Origin of the sequence: Paenibacillus borealis (assembly GCF_000758665.1) — a bacterium.
GTDB classification, from domain to species: domain Bacteria; phylum Bacillota; class Bacilli; order Paenibacillales; family Paenibacillaceae; genus Paenibacillus_AQ; species Paenibacillus_AQ borealis.
In genome coordinates this window covers 2959544-2977993 of record NZ_CP009285.1, presented here as the reverse complement: position 1 = coordinate 2977993, position 18450 = coordinate 2959544, and the positions used below count along the sequence as shown (strand labels likewise).

At 53.8% G+C, this 18450-nt stretch carries 20 protein-coding genes; 4 read left to right on the top strand and 16 right to left on the bottom strand.

What is annotated here, in order from left to right; all coding sequences use genetic code 11:
- The first annotated feature begins 66 nt into the window (after positions 1-66).
- Positions 67-651 carry a helix-turn-helix domain-containing protein gene (locus PBOR_RS12260; protein WP_042211927.1) on the top strand — a complete coding sequence of 195 codons (585 nt, stop codon included), beginning with the start codon at positions 67-69 and terminating at the stop codon, positions 649-651.
- Between the two features lie 82 nt (positions 652-733).
- Here the strand turns inward: PBOR_RS12260 and PBOR_RS12255 are convergent, their stop codons facing one another.
- The 8 genes from PBOR_RS12255 to rpmG form a co-directional block, all read right to left on the bottom strand.
- The gene (locus PBOR_RS12255) at positions 734-1357 is read right to left on the bottom strand and encodes a class I SAM-dependent methyltransferase (RefSeq protein ID WP_042211924.1); all 624 of its coding nucleotides are present in this window, start codon (positions 1355-1357) and stop codon (positions 734-736) included.
- A 43-nt stretch (positions 1358-1400) separates the two neighbouring features.
- The gene (locus PBOR_RS12250; protein ID WP_042211922.1) at positions 1401-1820 is read right to left on the bottom strand and encodes a DUF6157 family protein; all 420 of its coding nucleotides are present in this window, start codon (positions 1818-1820) and stop codon (positions 1401-1403) included.
- 156 nt (positions 1821-1976) lie between these two features.
- On the bottom strand, positions 1977-2246 hold the full coding sequence (rpsN, locus tag PBOR_RS12245) for a 30S ribosomal protein S14 (RefSeq protein WP_042211919.1): 270 nt from the start codon (positions 2244-2246) through the stop codon (positions 1977-1979).
- A gap of 24 nt (positions 2247-2270) precedes the next feature.
- Positions 2271-3371: a metal ABC transporter substrate-binding protein gene (locus PBOR_RS12240; RefSeq protein ID WP_081972013.1), complete on the bottom strand. Its 1101-nt coding sequence runs from the start codon at positions 3369-3371 to the stop codon at positions 2271-2273.
- A 21-nt stretch (positions 3372-3392) separates the two neighbouring features.
- Entirely contained in the window at positions 3393-4232 is an 840-nt protein-coding gene (locus tag PBOR_RS12235) for a metal ABC transporter permease (RefSeq protein WP_042211917.1), read from the bottom strand.
- Positions 4178-4885, bottom strand: a complete 708-nt coding sequence (locus tag PBOR_RS12230; RefSeq protein WP_042211915.1) for a metal ABC transporter ATP-binding protein — start codon at positions 4883-4885, stop codon at positions 4178-4180. The genes PBOR_RS12235 and PBOR_RS12230 overlap by 55 nt, the downstream gene beginning before the upstream one ends.
- Positions 4886-5488: 603 nt before the next feature.
- Positions 5489-6697, bottom strand: coding sequence for a GTP-binding protein (locus PBOR_RS12225; protein ID WP_042211913.1), 1209 nt, complete (start codon positions 6695-6697; stop codon positions 5489-5491).
- 96 nt (positions 6698-6793) lie between these two features.
- A complete protein-coding gene (rpmG, locus tag PBOR_RS36190) occupies positions 6794-6943 on the bottom strand; it encodes a 50S ribosomal protein L33 (protein ID WP_042135659.1) in 150 nt (49 codons plus the stop codon).
- Positions 6944-7238: 295 nt separating this feature from the next.
- Here rpmG and PBOR_RS12220 point away from each other — a divergent pair, with 295 nt between their 5' ends.
- The 3 genes from PBOR_RS12220 to PBOR_RS12210 all read left to right on the top strand — a co-directional run bounded on the left by PBOR_RS12220 (position 7239) and on the right by PBOR_RS12210 (position 10238).
- Positions 7239-8270, top strand: a complete 1032-nt coding sequence (locus tag PBOR_RS12220; RefSeq protein ID WP_042211910.1) for a CobW family GTP-binding protein — start codon at positions 7239-7241, stop codon at positions 8268-8270.
- 22 nt (positions 8271-8292) lie between these two features.
- On the top strand, positions 8293-9291 hold the full coding sequence (locus PBOR_RS12215) for a permease (protein WP_042211908.1): 999 nt from the start codon (positions 8293-8295) through the stop codon (positions 9289-9291).
- A gap of 89 nt (positions 9292-9380) precedes the next feature.
- A complete protein-coding gene (locus PBOR_RS12210) occupies positions 9381-10238 on the top strand; it encodes a TIGR03943 family putative permease subunit (RefSeq protein WP_042211906.1) in 858 nt (285 codons plus the stop codon).
- 8 nt (positions 10239-10246) lie between these two features.
- On the opposite strand, the gene PBOR_RS12205 is transcribed toward PBOR_RS12210, so the two are convergent.
- From PBOR_RS12205 to PBOR_RS35425, 8 genes are all read right to left on the bottom strand, one after another.
- On the bottom strand, positions 10247-10642 hold the full coding sequence (locus tag PBOR_RS12205) for a NusG domain II-containing protein (RefSeq protein ID WP_042219308.1): 396 nt from the start codon (positions 10640-10642) through the stop codon (positions 10247-10249).
- A gap of 90 nt (positions 10643-10732) precedes the next feature.
- Positions 10733-10921, bottom strand: coding sequence for a DUF6954 family protein (locus tag PBOR_RS12200; protein WP_042135652.1), 189 nt, complete (start codon positions 10919-10921; stop codon positions 10733-10735).
- A gap of 31 nt (positions 10922-10952) precedes the next feature.
- Complete coding sequence (locus PBOR_RS12195; protein WP_042211903.1) at positions 10953-14423, bottom strand: PAS domain S-box protein; 3471 nt, start codon at positions 14421-14423, stop codon at positions 10953-10955.
- A 217-nt stretch (positions 14424-14640) separates the two neighbouring features.
- Positions 14641-15273 carry a hypothetical protein gene (locus tag PBOR_RS12190; RefSeq protein ID WP_042211901.1) on the bottom strand — a complete coding sequence of 211 codons (633 nt, stop codon included), beginning with the start codon at positions 15271-15273 and terminating at the stop codon, positions 14641-14643.
- Positions 15270-16499 (bottom strand): ABC transporter permease, encoded by a 1230-nt coding sequence (locus PBOR_RS12185; protein WP_042211899.1) that lies wholly within the window; start codon positions 16497-16499, stop codon positions 15270-15272. The genes PBOR_RS12190 and PBOR_RS12185 overlap by 4 nt, the downstream gene beginning before the upstream one ends.
- A complete protein-coding gene (locus PBOR_RS12180; RefSeq protein WP_042211897.1) occupies positions 16496-17371 on the bottom strand; it encodes an ABC transporter ATP-binding protein in 876 nt (291 codons plus the stop codon). Before PBOR_RS12180 ends, PBOR_RS12185 begins: the two co-directional genes overlap by 4 nt.
- Positions 17372-17404: 33 nt before the next feature.
- Positions 17405-17698 (bottom strand): hypothetical protein, encoded by a 294-nt coding sequence (locus PBOR_RS12175; RefSeq protein WP_042211894.1) that lies wholly within the window; start codon positions 17696-17698, stop codon positions 17405-17407.
- On the bottom strand, positions 17661-18365 hold the full coding sequence (locus PBOR_RS35425; protein ID WP_052429450.1) for an RNA polymerase sigma factor: 705 nt from the start codon (positions 18363-18365) through the stop codon (positions 17661-17663). The genes PBOR_RS12175 and PBOR_RS35425 overlap by 38 nt, the downstream gene beginning before the upstream one ends.
- Between the last annotated feature and the right edge of the window lie 85 nt (positions 18366-18450).

The window sequence follows — 18450 nt, the reverse complement described above, 5'->3', positions numbered from 1 at the left end:
GTTAAAGTCATATACAGTTAAACTAGAAGAATTACCACTTCATTAATTCAGTATATCGGAGGAATTATGCCTAAGAATCAGCAAGAACCACATAAAATTCAGGCCTGGTCTCTGATCAACCGCAAATATCTTGGACAAGGCGTACGGGTCAAAAGATTCCGCCGGCCAAAGCGCAGCCAGATCCGCAACCGCGTTCTGCTGGCTATTCTGATGGCTAAGGACATGAAGCTCTCCAGGCTTGCAGAAGAGCTCTCCGTTTCCTCCCGCAGCGTAAGCGCATGGGTGTATGAAGGCCGCATTCCCTCCAGAACTAATCTGGACAAGGTCTGCCGTCTGCTCGGCTATCCCCCCCACATCTTGTTCAATGAAGCCCTTCTGCGGCAGAGTCCGATTGTGTGCCAGCCGACCCCGTCCCGTTTCATGAAAAGAACGACTGCCCGTTCACCGCAAAGCAATGCTATTCTGACCGGACTCTGCATGGTTTATGACTTCTCGGTAACCGATGTCAGCATCTGGATCGGTGTTCATCCCGGCACTTTCCGCAAGTGGCTGCACCAATGCCATCTGCCTACGCTGGCGCTGCAGGAGAAAGCCGAGAATTTCTTCCGGATTCCACGCCATATCCTATTCGCCGATTGTGAGCTTCACTAGTGTAACCGCCTAAATAAACGTCTGAATAAGGCCCTTCTCATCCTCAGAGAAGGGCCTCTTGATGCTGCGCTCCTGCACCTGTTTATTTTTTGCGTGCAAGGATGTATCTCAGTATGTATTCATGGGTTCCGCCCTGCGGATTCTTCAGTGACTCGGTAAATGAACCCGTCTCCAGAATCTCATTCCCGGCAAAATGCCCTCTCAAATCGCCGTCGCTGAAAAAGTGGGCATACTTATCTGCCTTATATTCATAAGTGCCCGGTTCAAGCTCTGTTCCGCAGCCATAATTAGGATCTTCATCGGAGAAGCTGGTGAAATAGAGCAGCCCTCCAGAGCGCACCTGCTCAAGACACGCATCGATCAGCCTACGGCGGTCATCCGCCAGGAATAGATGCAGTACGTCATAGCAATACACGGCATCGACCGGATGTACAAGCTGCGGCTGCAGAGCAGATCCGGCGATAAAGGTTGTCCCGGGATCCCATTCTGCGGCCAGCTCCAGCGCGGCTTCACTTAATTCTATGCCATAAACGGTAAATTCGGGGGCAAACACTTTGGTGTTCCGCCCGTAACCGGCACCCGGAACCAGGACGGAAGACGCCCCGTCTTCCATAAACCTCTGTTTGGCCCACCCGGCGGACGGACTGGGCCGGCTCCCCCAGATCATCCCTTCCCTGGCAAAGCGCTGACTCCAATACTGTGACATACCGCTTCCTTCTTTCTATGATATATGGATATGCCCCCCCTGCTCAGCGGCGCTTACTGCGCATAGCATTCAGCAGCTTCACTCCGGCCTCTTCGCTGGAAGTATAGTAATCATATTCCGGAGATTCTTTAGCGTATAAGGCGATCTTGCCCTCTGCATCATAATGGATTCCCCAGCCGTACTTCTTGGGCAGCATCGAGGCCCGCAGGCAAGGATGACTCTTCGAGAACAGCTCTGCCCAGATCTCTTCCCGGCGCGAGTCCCGCTCTTCTTCTGAAATTCCTTTGTGCCGCACATGCACCTGATACAGCAGTTCTTCATGGTTATATTGGTAAGGAGCACCTGCCAGCAGATTGTATTGAATGACATGAGCAGGCGGATGCGGACGTCCCGAGACCGGGGATACGCCAATTTCTGCCGGGCAATCTTCGGCAACACGGATAAAAGTATCGGTATAGCTCATTAAGAAGCCTCCCTCAGCTGCGAAATATCCTTTTCCCTCTATCATAATTCACTCCGCTGCATCAGGCAAAGTCTAAGTATATGGCAAAACGGCTGATCCCCTGTATCCCAGAGAACCAGCCGTCTTGCGGCAGAGAGTATCTATGAAGTTAACGGTCTACCAGCTGGACTTGGTGATACCGGGAATTTGACCCTGGAGTGCGAGCCCGCGGAAGACGATCCGGGAAACATGGAATTTGCTTAAGTATCCCCGGGGTCTGCCGGAGACGGTGCATCTGTTTTTTTGACGGGTAGCCGAGGAATCACGGGGCAGCTTCTGCAGCGCCAAATAATCCCCCGCCGCTTTCAGCTCTCTGCGTTTATCCGCGTATTTCGCCACCAGCTCCTGCCGCTTCAATTCCTTGACGACCTTCGATTTCTTAGCCATTGTACGGATCAGCCTCTCTTCTTCTTATTCATTCAGCGCCGCGGTCAGGGCTTCAAGATTCTGGCGCATAATGCCCAAGTAATCCAGATTATTCTTCGTGTCCTCGTCCGTCAATCCTTCGATCGGATTCAGCACAGCTGTCTTTGCGCCAATTTCCTGGGCAATAGTATCAGCCACGCTGGAGGATACCAGAGTTTCGAAAAAGATCGTTTTTACGTTATTCGCCTTGGCAAATTCTACGATCTCTGCCATTTGTGCAGCAGAAGGCTCCTGCTCCGGTGACAATCCGGCGATGGGCACCTGAGTTAAGCTATACTCCCGGGCCAGGTATCCGAAAGCGGCATGCTGGGTAATAAAGTCCTTACGCTTCGTATCCTTCAGTGCGTCTTTGAACTCCTGGTCCAGCTGCTGCAGCTTGGCTATATAGGCTTCGCTATTTGCTTTGAAGGCTGCAGCATTCCCAGGCGAGGCTGCGGATAATGCCGCTTCAATCGTGCGGACCTCCTGGATTGCCAGAGCCGGGGCGAGCCACACATGCGGGTCAAGACCCCCGTGATCATGGCCTTCTCCGGCATGCCCTTCTTCCCCGTGTTCAGCCTCATGATCATGTTCAGCCTCTCCGGCAGCTGCGCCTCCTTCATGGGCATGGTCATGGTCCTCTTCCTCTTCCGTTCCTTCCATAATTTCCAGCCCTTTACTGGCTTCTACGGTAATCAGTTTGCCGCCTGAAGCTCCGTCTACAACCTGCTGTGCCCAGCCTTCCATGCGGGCTCCGTTATAGACCAGCACATCCGCGTCAGATATATCAGCCATATCCTTAGCCGTCGGCTCCCAGTCATGCGGTTCGGTGCCGGCCGGAATCAGCACTTCCACATCCGCAAGCTCACCGGTAATATTCTTCGTGAATTCGTACATCGGATAGAAGCTGACTTTAATATTCAGCTTGCCTGCCACAGGTGCGGTTGTAGCTGCAGCCGCAGTAGACGGTGTGTCAGCAGGGCTGCCGTTAGAGGCAGCATTGCCTGCACTGTTGTTGCCGCAGCCGGCGGCAATCAGCATGGCAGTCAGAGACAGGGCAGCAAGGTGGCGGATTCTGAATTTGGACTTTGGATTGGACTTTATCATATTTTTTCGAGACCTCTTTTCTTAAGTGGTTGTAGATTTATGAATGTAGCGGCGGTTTTTCAGGGTAATCAGCCGTTGTACGGCAATAGCAATTAGCAGAAATACGAGCAGAATAAGTGCAATCGTGCCTCCGGGAGGCGTGTTGATATAATACGAAGCCGTCAAGCCGCTAAAAACACCAGTTAATCCGACGCCGACGGAAATCAGAACGGCTGCTGTAAAACCGGATGCAATCCGCAGGGCTATGGATGCCGGAAGCACTATTAGCGCGGATACCAGCAGCACACCCACAACAGGCATGGCTGCGGCAACGGTCATGCCGGTAAGTACAGCGAAGGAAAAGGACAACAACCCTGTATGAACCCCGCCGATGCTGGCGGTCTCCTCGTCAAAGGTCAGGTTGTACAGCGGCCGGCGCAGAACTATGAAGTAGACAAGTCCGGCTGCGGCCACGACGGCAATCAGCTTAAGCTGGGTATCACTCACGGCGACGATGGAGCCGAACAGGTAGGAGCTGAAGCTTTTGGTCAGGTTCTGCTTCAGGCTCATCAGCACTACGGCCAGCGCCAGACCGGAGGTCATAATGATAGCTACCGGAAGCTCACTGTATGTACGGTAAGAACGGCGCAGTTGCTCGATAACCAGCCCTCCGGCTACGGCCACTGCGAAACCGCTGATGGCCGGGTTCCACTGCAGGACTGAACCCAGCGCCACACCTGCAAGTGAGACATGGGACAGAGTGTCCGCCATCAGCACCTGCCTACGCAGCATCAGATATACACCAAGCAGCGGACCAATAATGCCGATCAGGCCTCCTGCCCAAAATGCACGCTGCATGAATTCGTAACCAAGCATGTCCAGCCCTCCTGTTCCTGCCGTTCCAGGCTGATCACCGTATCCAGATAGGCTCTTGTCTCTTCCAGGCCATGTGTAACCATAATGACGGTGCGGCCATGCCGGCTGACATAATGCCGCATCAGCTTGTAGAATCCGCTGCGGCTGGCCGTATCCATGCCGGTTGCCGGCTCATCCAGCACCAGCACCTGCGGCTGCTGGGCCAGCGCCCGGGCAATGCAGATCCGCTGCTTCTGCCCGCCGGACAGCTCGCCGATTCTGCGGTTGCGGTACTCCCACATATCGACCTGCCGCAGGCTGCTCTCCACCAGCGCTTCCTGTTCCTTCGTGAAGCGGCGGAACAATCCCAGCCTGGAGTAGCAGCCGGAACGGACCAGCTCGATGACCTTGCTGGGAAATCCGGCATTGAAGGAGGCGACTTGCTGCGGCACATAGCCGATCACCAGCTTGCCCCCGCCGGTAAGCTCCTTGTTCAGGGAGACCGTTCCGCTCCATGGCTTCAGCAAGCCCAGCATAAGCTTGAGCAGCGTAGTCTTCGCCGCCCCGTTCGGGCCGGTAATCCCGATGAACTGTCCGGCTTCAAGATCCAGCGACAAGCGGTCAATGACCGGCTCGTTCCCGTAGCCGAACACAACATCCCGCATGGATGACAAAATCATAGGGTTTCTTCTTCCTTTCTTCTCTCAACTTCAGATGGAGCTGATGATTTGGCCGGTTCTCCTAATGGGGAGCTGAGTTCCTTCCCATTCTTCGGCCATGGAATTCTTACGGACTCCAGTGCCGTTATTTCTTCAAAATGGCCAAATCCGCTGCGCTTATGGACACTGCCCTATTCAGCAACACTCATCATTCAGCAACACTCATCATTCCGGAGTGGTTCTCCTCAACGGTCCTAAAGATAAAGTCCTCCGGCAGACTGATGCACGGCAAAGTCTATTCACAGGCAACCACAGCCGGTTTAATCGTAATAATTACGTTTTGACTCCATTGATATTATCGTAATAATTACGTTCTGTAAACCCAAAACCAGAAATTAATCGTAATTAATCTGATTAACACAGTAATCAAGGCAGCAAAAAGCCGGAATCGGCAGACCCGATTCCGGCTTTCCCGCGAATTAGATGCTCAGTCTTGCGTTCCACCGTAACTCCAGATACCCGTCTTGTAATTCACTAGAATATATATCTTCCGTATCACTCGAATTCAATTCTTAAGCACTGCCTTAATGCCCGTTACACCATGTCCACAGATCCCGCAGAACTCTATTCCTGCCCGGCAGCAAGCAATTCCTCTGCCGGCCATGGCAGCGGATTGTTGAACTTGCTCCAGTCCTGCTGCATCTCTTCCGCGCTCAGCAGGCAGCGGTCCAGCCGGGCCTCAATATCTGTGCGGTTCATGCTGACACCGATGAACACGATCTCGTTCAGCCGGTCCCCCCACTGCCCGTCCCACTTCGCCTTGACATCCGGCTCGCTGGCCAGCACTTCCTGCTGCTGGTCCTCCGGCATCGTCGCCAGCCAGTAACCGGCCGGCCCGAACTGGATGGACGGTCCCGCCTGGCTGATGGTTGCGGCCAGATCTCCGCGTGCCGCCAGCCATACCAGACCCTTGGCCCGGACTACCTCTGCCGGCCAATTACTGAAGAAGAAGCTCAGCCGCTGCGGATGGAACGGCGTTCTGCGCCGGTAGACAAAGGAGGTGATGCCGTATTCTTCTGTCTCCGGTGTGTGCTCCTCCTTGCCAAGCTCCGCGATCCAGCCGGAGGACAGACTGGTCTGCTCGAAATCAAACAAACCTGTATTCAGGATCTCTGAAGGGTCGACTTGCGCATTAACTGTACGGATGATCTTGGCGCGCGGTTGAAGCCTGCGCAGTACAGCCTCCAGCTTGTTCAGTTCCTGCTCGTCTACCAGATCACATTTATTGAGCAGCAGCACATCACAGGTCTCAATCTGGTCAATCAGCAGATCAACGATATCCCGGAAGTCGCCTTCGCCCGTAGTCATATTGCGGTCGAGCAGACTGTCTCCCGAAGCGAAGTCATGCCAGAAACGGTTGGCATCGACTACCGTAACCATCGTGTCCAGTCTGGCAAGCTCAGTAAGATCAATATCCAGCTCCGGGTTCGCATAGGTGAAGGTCTGGGCTACCGGAACCGGCTCGCTGATGCCGGAAGACTCGATCAGAATATAATCGAAACGCCCTTCCGACGCGAGATAATTCACTTCCCGCAGCAGATCATCGCGGAGCGTGCAGCAGATGCAGCCATTGGACATCTCCACCAGCTTCTCCTCGGTCCGGGAGAGAGTGTTGCCGGATTTCACCAGCCCCGCGTCCACATTCACTTCACTCATATCATTCACAATGACCGCCACCTTCAAGCCGTCGCGGTTATGAAGAATGTGATTGAGGAGTGTGGTTTTGCCGGAACCGAGGTATCCGCTGAGTACAGTAACAGGAATTCTCTTCATTAATTTACTCCTTACACAAATTTAGTGTAGGACAGCAGCGCACCCGCCGCCCGTCTAGCGGAACTTCTTCCTTCCCAAAGTTACCGCTCAGCATTCTTAGCGGGTCTCACGGTGCAGCGTCACTCGCTTCAGGCGCGGGCAGTATTTCTTCATCTCAAGCCGTCCAGGCGTGGTTCTCTTATTCTTCGTAGTGGTGTAGTTGCGGTCGCCAGTCTCTGTACAGGCCAAAGTAACGATTACTCTCACAAAAATCAACTCCTTCATATTTAATCGTAATTATTACGATTTACACATTCTACATGGTCCACCTATCCGCTGTCAAGCGGCGTTCCGGAAAATTTCAACTCTCTTAGATTTGTGGTCTTTCCTGCGGAGGAATTACGTATAGATGGAATTACAAGTAAAAACGGCTTGGCCTCCCTTCAAGGGAAGGGCCGTTTCAGCAGGAAACAGACGGTTGCCGTGTTGAGATGCATCGAAGGTTGTATTACAAAGAAAATATGATTCTTGCAATTCCAAGAACAAAGCGGGAGAGTGAGCCATGAAGATACCTGTGATCATACTGAGCGGATTTCTGGGGAGCGGAAAAACAACCCTGCTGTTAAGTCTGCTGAAGGAGAGCAAGCTGCGGGGGCTGAATCCCGGCGTAGTCATGAATGAACTGGGGAAAAAGGATGTCGACGGTTATATTCTGCAGGAGAATACCGGCATGAGTGTGGAAAAGCTGCTGGACGGATGTGTATGCTGCAGCCGTAAGGAAGAGCTGCCGCGCAGCCTGGCCGCCCTGCTGGCGCGCCGGCCGGATATCATCTACATCGAGCTTACCGGCGTTGCTGATCCTGATGAAATTGCCAAATCGCTGCTGGAGGCGCCCTTGGCAGACCGGCTGAAGCTGCACTTCACAATCACACTGCTCGATGCCGAGAATGCGCTGGATTATAACAGCCGCTTCTCCTCCGATAAACAGCTGGTGCGCACACTGCGCAAGCAGCTCACTGTGGCTGATCTGATTATCGTCAACAAAAGCGATCTGGTTGAGCCGGAAACCCTATGGAAAATCGAGAAAATGGTCTATAAGCAAAACTCCGAATCGGAGATTGTTTTCACCCATTACAGCCAGATTAATCTGGCCCCGCTGCTGGCTGGCATCGCCGCCCGTGAACTGCGGAGCCACGTGCCGCAGCGCGGACCGGGTACTATAAACGGAACAACGCTTAAACGGGCGGTCCCTGGCCGCGGGGGCAGCGCGACTGCCGTGCAGGAGCCCGAATCCGGTCCAAGCACCTCCTACTCACAGGTTGCGGCAGTCACGCTGACCGTTCCGCAGGGCGGAAACGGGAGGATCCGCCGGGAGCAGCTGGAGCTTTTTTTCCGGGAATGGGGAGACAGTCTGCTTAGAGCTAAAGGTCATGTCCAGATTGCGGAGCATGATTCCGTACAGCTTGTGCAATATGCGGGACACCGCACAACCTGGGAAGCTTCGCGTTATCCGGGCCAGCCTTACATTGTGTGCATCGGCCTGAATTTGGACGAGAGGGCGGTCAGCCGCCGCTGGGCAGCCTTGTTCAGCTAATGTCAGGTGCGGGAAGGAGCCGATGAAGCCTTTGACAGCCTTATCTCCGTTCAAAATACTGCCGCTGCTCATTCCCGCCGCCTTCCTGATCACGATTGGGACTCTCTGGCTCCCCGGCCATCCGGAGCTGCTTAACAACGGGTATGTGGACACGTTCAAAACAGCGTTTCTCGGCATTCTGCTTGAAGCCCTGCCGTTCGTGCTCCTGGGTGCGCTGCTCTCTTCACTGCTCCGCGTCTTCGTACCGGACGAGATGATCTCGCGCTGGATTCCGCGCCGTCCCGTTCCGGCCATCCTGTTCGGCTGCCTGCTCGGGATCATCTTCCCCGTCTGCGAATGCGGGATGATTCCGCTTGTCCGCCGGCTGATGCACAAAGGCATGCCGCTGTACGTCGCCATCGTCTTTATCCTGTCCGGCCCGATCCTGAATCCGGTCGTCTACGGGGCCACCCTGACGGCCTTCCGTTCCCATCCGGAACTGGCCTATGCGCGGATGGGACTGGCTTTTGCCGTATCCGCCCTAATCGGCCTTGTCATCTATGCCACCATCCGCAAATCACCGCTGCGTCTGTCCATCCCGCGCGAGGGGGGCGAGGAGCATCACGGCACCACCCGCGGCGGGCGGCTAGTCGCAGTCTTTGTGCATACGTCGGATGAGTTTTTTGAAATGGGCAAATATCTGATCATCGGCTGCCTGTTAACCGCCGGTATCCAAACCTTCATGAATCACGGCAGCCTGACCGCTATCGGAGAGCGCCCGCTGGGCTCCTACCTGTTCATGATGGGGCTGGCCTTTGTACTCTCACTCTGCTCCACCTCGGATGCCTTCGTCGCTTCAACCTTCCTGCATTCCTTCCCGGCCGGAGCACTGCTGGCATTCATGGTGCTGGGGCCGATGCTCGACTTCAAAAACTCGCTGATGCTGCTGTCGCTGTTCAAAACCAGATTTGCGCTTTATCTGTTCTTCCTGATTGTCTCGGCCGTCTTCACCGGCTCGGTACTGGCTTCACTCTGGCTGTAGCAACCCTTACAAACTCAGCATATGCTTCCGATGCAGTTTGTCCGCAGAAACTCAAGGAGCAACCCTCACAAACTCTTAGGAGGTTCCGCATGAATAACTCCCGGAGCATCCGGTTTCACTATTTACTGAGGGCGGTTATTCTGCTCGCCTTCGCCCTCTATATCGGACATCTGGTCCAGCAGGACGCGCTTCATTATTACGTTGCCCCCAAGCTGGCCCGCTGGATCAGGCTGTGTCCGGTTCCGCTCTCCCTGATGGCGCTGAGCCTCGGGCTTCAAGCCGTCCTTGGCAAAAGCAGTGTCCTGTGCGACTGTGAGCACCGCCTGCCCCGTTCCGGGCTGGGCAGTTCCGCACTGTACAGCCTGTTCCTGCTTCCGCTGCTGCTGGGATTCCTCCTGCCTGACCGCGCGCTGGGCAGTGCCGCAGCAGCCAGGAAAGGCCTCACCTTGTCTTATACGGCCGCAGAGTCCGGCAGCGGAGCGAAGTTCACTCCCTCTAACCCCTATGAGGCGGAATTTGCCGAGCTGGCCGGCAAGCTGTACGGAGAGTCCGTTATTCCTGTATACCCGGAGATTTTCTCTGAGACCCTGGGCGCTATCAACCTGTATAAATCACAGTTTGAGGGCAGGGAAATCTCGGTATCCGGCTTTCTCTACCGAGAGCCGCAGGGTGCCGGCCAGACCAGTTATGCGGTCAGCCGGTTCCTCGTCCAGTGCTGCACGGCGGATGCCACTCCGTTCGGTATTCTGCTGGAGCCGGGAACACAAATAAGCCTGCCCGCCGATACCTGGATTGAGGTTCGGGGCAAGCTTCATGTGGTGCTCTATCAGGGAGTGGAGACACTGCAGATTACTCCGGAAGTCCTAACCGCAGTTCCTGAGCCGTCCACACCTTATGTATACACTAGTGCCGACGCCGCAGCGGCCTGGGAGGAGCTGCAGCCTTGAGTGCCAGCTTAGATCACCGCATCCAGCGCATCATCGTCATCAATGGATGAACCGGGATTTACGACCTCAATGAGAAGCCGGGCCGGAATACAGATAATCTGCTGTTTGGGCCTGGAGATGAACCCCATATCCAGCGCAATGGTCAGGGGAGCATCCGAGTAAGTCATCTGTATCCCATAGTCGAACACCTTCAGGGTATTGTGGCCGAACTTGGTACGGATGTCTATAATCTGTTCTTCCTTGGTCAGGTTTACCGTCTTGTACGCCTTGCCGTTCACTGTAATAACAGCCTTCAGATCTCCCTGTGCATAATGCTCATTGTGATTCGAGAACCACTTATAGCCGTAAATGGAACCGGCGGCAAGCAATACGACCAGGATCATGATGAAATCGCCACGTTTCATGGTTTTCAATACCGTAACCCTCTCACTGACTATTTTATAATCGTAATAATTACGATCCCTATAAATAATAGTTTAGCCAAGGGAAGATTGTCAACGTCTGCCCAGCCGCTTCAGCAAACTCCGCAGCCACCAGGTAATTCCGGCATAGATCAGCAGTACAATGGCCAGTGTCAGCATCCTCTCCCGGAACGATCCGTCAGCCAGCAGCACCGGCCCCAGCCCATATAGCGTTGTCAGCCCATAGAGTATGGCAAATAAAATATAGATGATCCATCTCATTCCTCTTTGCTCCTCCTCATGTCTCTGCCTGCTAATTCCGGAGATTAATCGACCATTCCCGCAGAACCCTGTCCAGCTCTTCCACCCGGATCGGCTTGGAGATGAAGTCCTGCATCCCTGCTCGAAGGCACATTTCCTTATCTTCCTTCCGGGCAAAGGCAGTAACTGCAATAATAACCGGAGATAATCCCATCGCCTCGCGGATCCGCCCTGTAGCTTCAATACCATCCAGCACCGGCATCTGAATATCCATGAATACCAGATCATACTGCCGTGTCAGCACAGCGTGAACCGCCTGCTCCCCGTTCAGGGCCACATCCGAGGTATAGCCGCGCTTATTCAAATATTTCTGCAGCAGATGCAGATTCACCGGATGATCCTCAGCAATAAGGATCGACAGCGGACCATATTGCCCCTCCGGATAATCCATATCAAAAATTCCGTTCTTATACTCTTCCGCTGCAAGGATCTCCAGGGGCAGCGGAGGCCTCGCAACCTCACCAGACGGCATAACCTCAATCGTGAAATAGAACTCCGAGCCCTCATCTTCGGTACTGTCCACACCGATCGCACCATCCAGCAGCTCGACCAGCTTCTTGCTTATGGCCAGCCCCAGTCCGGTTCCGCCGTATTTGCGGTTAATGGAAGGATGCAGCTGGGAGAACGACTGGAACAACAGGCTCTGGCTGTCCTGCGGAATTCCAATACCGGTATCTGTCACCGAGAATCTGAGAATCATTGACCCGGGTTCCCGTACAGGTTCCAGCTTCACCGAAATACCGACTTCCCCTTCTTCCGTGAATTTCACCGCATTGCCGACCAGATTCACGAGAATTTGCCGCAGCCGGATTTCATCCGTTATTACAAGACCGGGAATCTCCGGGTCTGCTTCGCTGCGCAGGGTCAGCCCTTTTTCTTTGACACGCGGATAAAAGAGTTCACATACATTCTGAATCACTTGCCGGATATCGACCGGCTGCAGATCCAGCGTCATCATACCGGATTCAATTTTGCTGAAATCCAGCACCTCATTCAGGATATGCAGCAGTGCTCCGCCGCTTTTATTAATAATCTGCGTGTAGTATTCCTGCTCTTCCGTAAGCTCTGTCCCCGAGAGCAGATCAGCCATGCCAATAATCCCATTCATCGGAGTGCGCAGCTCGTGGCTCATAATGGCCAGAAATTCTGATTTGGCCCGGTCAGCCTGCTCCGCAGATTCCTTTGCACGCACAACCGCTTTCTCCTCGGTGATGTCACGGAATACCACTACCGCACCCTTGCGTTCCCCGTTATCATATAATGCCGTCATGCGGTATTTAACGAGGAAGCTGGAACCGTCCTGTCTCCAGAAAATCCCTTCCTGCTCCCGCTCATAGGAGAGATTAGTCGTAAGCAGCTCTGCGAGGGTCCTATGCCCTCCGCGGTAGAGTTCCCCGTCCATCCAGGTCTGGGCGATCGTCTGCAGCTTGATATTGCTGGCCAGCTCTCCGGGAGCGTAACCCAGCATAATGGAAGCCGCCGGATTAATAAAGACCGTATCCCCCTGCAGATTGATGCCAAAGATCCCTTCCGAAACCGAATTCAATATTAGCGCATGCTCATAACTAAGCTTCTCAATCTGTTCCAGATGCCGTTTGCGTTCGGTGATATCGCTCGTGATCGCAAACACGCCTACCACCTGGCTGTCCAGCAGAATAGGCACATAAATCATGCCAACCTCAACCGTCAGCCCGTCACGGCGGATGATCCGGGTCTCAAAAGTCTGGGCCATCCCCCCGGCAGCGGCAAGAAAACGGTTATTTACAAATGCCAGCTCATCCGCATCAATAATCTCACTGTAGCTTGAATGCAGCAGTGTTTCACGGGAATAGCCGGTGAGTTGCTGCAGACTGGCATTCAGCGACTGGATGCAGCCCTGCAGATCCATTGCACTGATCGCGGACGGATTATATTCGAACAGCGACTTGTACCGGTTCTCGCTTTCCAGCAGCTTCAGTTCATATTGCTTGCGCTCAGAGATATTCCGGGTAACTCCAATCATCTCTGTAATTCCCGGGGTTCCCGTCTCCGTATGCCGCAGCGTAGTTTCCACCCACAGATAAGAGCCGTCCTTGCACAGATAACGGAAGACGATAGGCTCCAGCTTCAAGCCCTTCTTACTGTCGTCCAGAAAAGCCTGCACACAGGCAAAATCGTCAGGATGGATATAATCCATCCCATTCGTGCCGACCATTTCTTCCGGAGTATATCCGAACATCTGCTGGCAGACCGGGGAAGCATACAGATAGGTCGCCTGTTCATCTGTCGCATTGCGTGAGATAAAGTCCTGAGAATTCTCCGAGATCAGTCGGTAATTCCGTTCGCTGTCACGAAGCTGTTCTTCCATCCGGTGGCGTTCCGTAACATCCTGCACAATGCCGCGGATCTGCTGAACCTTGCCTGCTGCATCCAGGATAACCTCCCAGTGCGCATAGATCACCTTACGCCCGCCGCTGCCGTTCCTGATTCTGAAGGTCGCCTCACCTTGGGTGCCTGACTTCAGTGTATGGTGCAGCTCCTCACGCAGCGCCCCCAGGTCATCCTTCACCACACAATCCAGGAGCAGCTGATAATCAATCCGGGTATGACTGCCCTGACTGCCGCCCATTTCAAAAATAGCCCTCATCTGGCTGGAAACCGTCAACTCCGCATAGACCGAATTCCATTCCCACGAACCCATCTGCCCAAGCTCCTGCGCAGACGCCAGCATCTCCTCATATTTCTTCCGCTCTGTAACATCACGGGCAATGGTCAGTACCTGCTGCACTTCACCTTCACGGTCCCGCATAACCTGAAACGAGCTTTCAATCCAAATGTAATGGCCATCTTTATGCCTTGCCCGGCGGGTAAAGACATCGTTGTCCGAGTAAAGCTTCCCCCGCTCGGTCATCTCTAGCGCGTCAGCTTCATGATAATACTCCGGCCTTTTCCTGCCGATCATCTCACTTGCGGAATAACCCATCAGTTTTTCAACAGAGGGAGAAACATATCGCAAGGTTCCATCCGGATCGGCAAAGGAGATCATGTCCGGAGTATTTTGCGTAATCAGCTTGTAGAGCTGGTGATCCTCCTCAATCTTCTTCTCCGCTACCTTGCGTGCGGTAATATCGGTCATCTCCGCAATCAGCTGCAGGGGCCTGCCTGTCGATTCATCAATAATTAAAAATAGATGCAGCGCCACCCAGATGATCTCCCCATCCTTGCGCACAAACCGTTTCTCTTTATCTACAGCCGCGCCGGGACTGCGCAGCAAATATTTCATAATCAGGCCGTGATCCACGGTATGCTCATCCTCCGGATAGGCAATATCCAAATAACGCAGATCCTTAAGTTCATCCTCTGTATATCCGAACATCCCGCAAAAGGCAGGATTGGCCATGAGCATTGTACCATCGTCAATGGATACTACCGCATAGCCTATGGAAGACCGTAAATACAAATGCTTAAAAAGTGTGTCAGACAAAGCTCCGAGCCTCCTCTGTGAAAGTGGGGGACATAAATTATTATCAGTATACCTTTTTTTCGGATAATATGCTCCAGCTCTGAAGTCACTCCAATAATCAGGCAGTATATTCAATGCGTCAAAAAACCGCCCCGGTCACTAAAATGACGTCAAGGCGGTTGTTATATGATTTTTATTATATTGGATTGTACCTGATATAAGACAGGCCTGGCCTCTACTAGTCCAGCCTCTTGCGCGGCAGCCAGAAGGCGCAGAACAGCGCCAGGGCGAGAGAACCTCCTGCCAGCAGCCATTTATCATTATCCCATTCGCTATTTATCAGGCCGAATAAATAAAAGCGGCCGGTCAGCTTGCCTTTGGTCATGAAATCAAGCAGATACCAGGAGAATCCGGCAATGTATCCGGCAGAGATGTTGCCGATCAAGAGTGCAGCCGTCAGTCCCGCTGATCCTATCGCAACTGCGGTAATCACCGTCCCGCCGATCATCGGCCACAGTTCAAAATCAGCACCGCTCCCATGCATCCATGTGAATAAGGCAGTCACCACAAGGAAGATATAGAGAAAGGTGAGCAGCCAGCGAAAAAGAAATACCGGATGATGCCTTACCCGCTTGGCATAGAGTACTTCACCAATCCCGCCATCCTCCAGCAGGCCCAGGTGGGGGAAGACAATCAATCCCAGAAAGCTGATCAGCTGTTCCCCCAGCTTCGCAGTCTGAACCCTGTCCATCAGTGCCGGCTCCATGAAGAACGGGACGACAGCCAGAAGCGCTGCGGACAGGAGCCAGGAATAATGTGCAGTCAGCCTAAGGTTGTACCCGGCCAGCGGGCGGATGATCTGCCGGCTCATCTAAGCGCCTCCGCTGCAGATGCCGCCACACTTCCTTTAGCGGTCTTCCTGCTCAGTATCTTGGCTGAATCCAGCCGGCTGCGGTTTCTTTCCCATAACCAGGCGGCTCCTGCAGCCAATAGAACAGTGAGTATCAGATAGAAGCTGCGGTTAAGTGCAATCTCATCCGTCCACTTCCAGTATAACTCGTAGTCATTAGGCGAGTTGAAGCGGATGAACAGCCGGTTCAGCCCATAAGAGCCCAACAGCGGCAGTACCGACATGAACCACCAGACAATCTGCAGGGCGATGGGTACGATCCCCCGGCGGAACAGCATCGAGCCGAACATCCCGAAGGCAACGGAAATCCATAACGTCGGCAGCAGCCACCATGCTGTGTATCCAAGGAAGACTGCTATAGCCTGTCCCGTCTGGCCGGTAAGCCCCAGTGTATCCACGGTCTGCCAGCCGCCGATGACAGCCAGGATGAGGTAGATCATAGATAACATGACACCTTGTGCAATAAACTTCGAACCAACATACACCCAAGGCGAAATTCTGCGGCTGTAAATCAATTCATTCATCCGGCTGGAGCGGTCCCGGAGCAGCAGAAAGGCTGACAGAAAGACCGGAAAGATCCCTGCTGGCAGCGAGAGATAATCACTGAAGTAGCGTGCGGCTCCGGGCAGCAATTCACCTGCATCCACCTTTAAGTTATAGCGGGCAAGCTCCGCTTCCTGCGCCTTTATGGCTTCATCAACAGACTCAATGGCAGAACCGAATTCCCCCAGCCCTTGCTGGTATATACTTTTCCCGCCCAATTGATTGTTCACTGACTCGGCGATAGTGTATACCTCATCCATAGTATATTTATCCGGATTCTTCAGAACCTCATCCAGCTGGGAGATCGCTGCAGACAAGGCCTGCTTCTCCTTCTCGTTCAGCTTAACCTTGAATGGAAAACCCAGCCTGATTTTTTGGCTGGTTCCGGCATCCAGATTCCAGCCCATTTCCTTCCTCATTTGTTCGGCCAAATCGCGGGTATCCGCCGGCTGCTTCCAGCCGTAATACGGGTGTTCAATAGTACCTACATTCTGTGGCGTACTTACAACAGGGGAACCCAGCTCGCCCCAGGTTTCCTCCGTAGCATAAGAAGTGAAATAGAAGAACACGCTCGCGATAATAAACAGATAAAAAACCAGGCTGCGCAGCGTCATGCGCATCTCTTTGCCGATCAGTGCCATCATACGAAGGATTCCTCCCTGCGCATGAGGTGCAGATAAGCATCTTCAATCGACGGCGCGGTCTGCTGTGCCCCTGCATAGGGCTGCTGATCTGACAGTATTCGGACACGCATCCTGTTCCCTTCCGGCACAGCAGATAATACCGGAAACCGGTCGCGCTCCCTCTCCCACTCGGCCCGGTCAAGCTCCGCTATCCAGACACGGCCGGCAGCGGCGGCGGTTAAATCGCCTATTCTGCCGTGATAACGCAGGCATCCCTTATGCAGAACGGTCATCTGCTCACAGGTAGATTCCACGTCTTCGACGACATGCGTGGACAAGAGAACAATTCTGCCTTCCGCGAACCGGCTGAGCAGACGCCGGAAACGGATCCGCTCTTCAGGGTCCAGCCCTGCTGTCGGTTCATCGACGATCAGCAGCTTCGGCTCATGCACCATTGCCTGGGCCACACCGAGACGGCGCTTCATCCCCCCGGATAACGCCTTCACCTTCGTACGCCGCTGCTCGGTCAGGTTAACCAGCTCAAGCAGATTCTCTATTCTCCGTTTCCGCTCAGCACGGCCGGCTATGCCGGATAACAGCGCCAGATAATCCATCGCTTCCACTACCGTCATCCCCGGATAAAAGGCGAATTCCTGCGGCAAATATCCAACCAGTTCGCGGATCCGTGCTTTGTCCTTCAAGGCAACCCCATCAATCTCCACCGTTCCCGAGGTGGGCTCCATCAAGGTGGCCAGCAGACGCATGAGCGTTGTTTTGCCCGCTCCGTTAGGCCCGAGCAGGCCATGAATACCTTCGCCCACCCGGAAGCTGATATCCTGCAGCGCCTGTTTGCTCCCGTAGGTCTTAGTCAAATGATTAATGATTAGCTCCATTCCAGTTCTCTCCCCATTCTTAATACTCCCTGGTTAACTGTCATTCTCCGGACTCCACGTCAATTCAAGCTTCTCTATCAGCAGACCTGCTGCGATCAGAAGAAGCGACAGCGCTACGCATAGGGTCTGATCGATCTTTCCAATCGAGATCATCAGGGCAAAAACAGCCGTAAAGATTGTGACGCATGATATGGTCATTGCCTTGCGTCTGGCCAGCACTCTGCGGTTATGCAGCACTTTCTGTGCTTCACGCTTGTCATATTCCAGCAGACGGGCTTTGCGGTAGACCTCATCCAGAAATAACTGTTCCGGTTCGTTTGACCTCACAATCCCACTCCTCCTTTTCATAAATCTGCCTGAGCTTCTTGCGCGCCCGGTGCAGCAGCACCTTGAAGCTTACCGTATTCCGTCCCATTACCGCAGCCGCCTGCTCATAAGACATCTGTCCCACATCCACCAGATAGACCGCCTGGCCGTAATCCGGCTTCATCCGGCGCAGTCTGCTGCGCCACTCCAGGTCTTCTTCACGGATAATAGCCAGCCGTTCGGGATCGTCTGTTCCCTGTGTATGTATGCTGCTCTGTGTCCCGCGGTCTTCCGGACCATGGCTCTCTCCCGCTCCGGTCAAGGTTCGCTGTCTGCTGCGCTTGCGGATGGAGTCAATGCTTTTATTGCGGAGAATGGTGAACAAATAGGTTTGGAAGGCTGCACGGTGATCATACTTCTCCGGATACACCAGCAGATAGGCGAAGCAATCCTGCGCCAGATCCTCAGCCGTATGATAATCTCCGGTCAAGTGGTACGCAAACCGCACCGCCGGCTTCCGGTACTTGCGCACCAGCCACTCAAAAGCCTCAAGGCTCCCGTCCCTGAAGCTGACCAGTACAGCCTCTTCTTCCGCGGAACCATCCTTCGCAGCCTCTGATTCAGCGCCTCCCGCATGTTCTCTTCCGATTCCGTTCGTCTTACGCCGCCTCCTCTCCCGCTGAGCCATCTACTTGTTATTCGTCTACCACCGGCAAAAGGTTACAGTCTGTCCGCAAAAAATAACCCCACAAAGTGGGGAACCCAAAACATAT

Bases quoted from the DNA above. Each gene is read 5' to 3' on its own strand.
- PBOR_RS12260 (WP_042211927.1), top strand. From the start codon at position 67: ATGCCTAAGAATCAGCAAGAACCACATAAAATTCAGGCCTGGTCTCTG.
- PBOR_RS12255 (WP_042211924.1), bottom strand. From the start codon at position 1,357: ATGTCACAGTATTGGAGTCAGCGCTTTGCCAGGGAAGGGATGATCTGG.
- PBOR_RS12250 (WP_042211922.1), bottom strand. From the start codon at position 1,820: ATGAGCTATACCGATACTTTTATCCGTGTTGCCGAAGATTGCCCGGCA.
- rpsN (WP_042211919.1), bottom strand. From the start codon at position 2,246: ATGGCTAAGAAATCGAAGGTCGTCAAGGAATTGAAGCGGCAGGAGCTG.
- PBOR_RS12240 (WP_081972013.1), bottom strand. From the start codon at position 3,371: ATGATAAAGTCCAATCCAAAGTCCAAATTCAGAATCCGCCACCTTGCT.
- PBOR_RS12230 (WP_042211915.1), bottom strand. From the start codon at position 4,885: ATGATTTTGTCATCCATGCGGGATGTTGTGTTCGGCTACGGGAACGAG.
- PBOR_RS12225 (WP_042211913.1), bottom strand. From the start codon at position 6,697: ATGAAGAGAATTCCTGTTACTGTACTCAGCGGATACCTCGGTTCCGGC.
- PBOR_RS12220 (WP_042211910.1), top strand. From the start codon at position 7,239: ATGAAGATACCTGTGATCATACTGAGCGGATTTCTGGGGAGCGGAAAA.
- PBOR_RS12215 (WP_042211908.1), top strand. From the start codon at position 8,293: ATGAAGCCTTTGACAGCCTTATCTCCGTTCAAAATACTGCCGCTGCTC.
- PBOR_RS12210 (WP_042211906.1), top strand. From the start codon at position 9,381: ATGAATAACTCCCGGAGCATCCGGTTTCACTATTTACTGAGGGCGGTT.
- PBOR_RS12205 (WP_042219308.1), bottom strand. From the start codon at position 10,642: ATGAAACGTGGCGATTTCATCATGATCCTGGTCGTATTGCTTGCCGCC.
- PBOR_RS12200 (WP_042135652.1), bottom strand. From the start codon at position 10,921: ATGAGATGGATCATCTATATTTTATTTGCCATACTCTATGGGCTGACA.
- PBOR_RS12190 (WP_042211901.1), bottom strand. From the start codon at position 15,273: ATGAGCCGGCAGATCATCCGCCCGCTGGCCGGGTACAACCTTAGGCTG.
- PBOR_RS12185 (WP_042211899.1), bottom strand. From the start codon at position 16,499: ATGATGGCACTGATCGGCAAAGAGATGCGCATGACGCTGCGCAGCCTG.
- PBOR_RS12180 (WP_042211897.1), bottom strand. From the start codon at position 17,371: ATGGAGCTAATCATTAATCATTTGACTAAGACCTACGGGAGCAAACAG.
- PBOR_RS35425 (WP_052429450.1), bottom strand. From the start codon at position 18,365: ATGGCTCAGCGGGAGAGGAGGCGGCGTAAGACGAACGGAATCGGAAGA.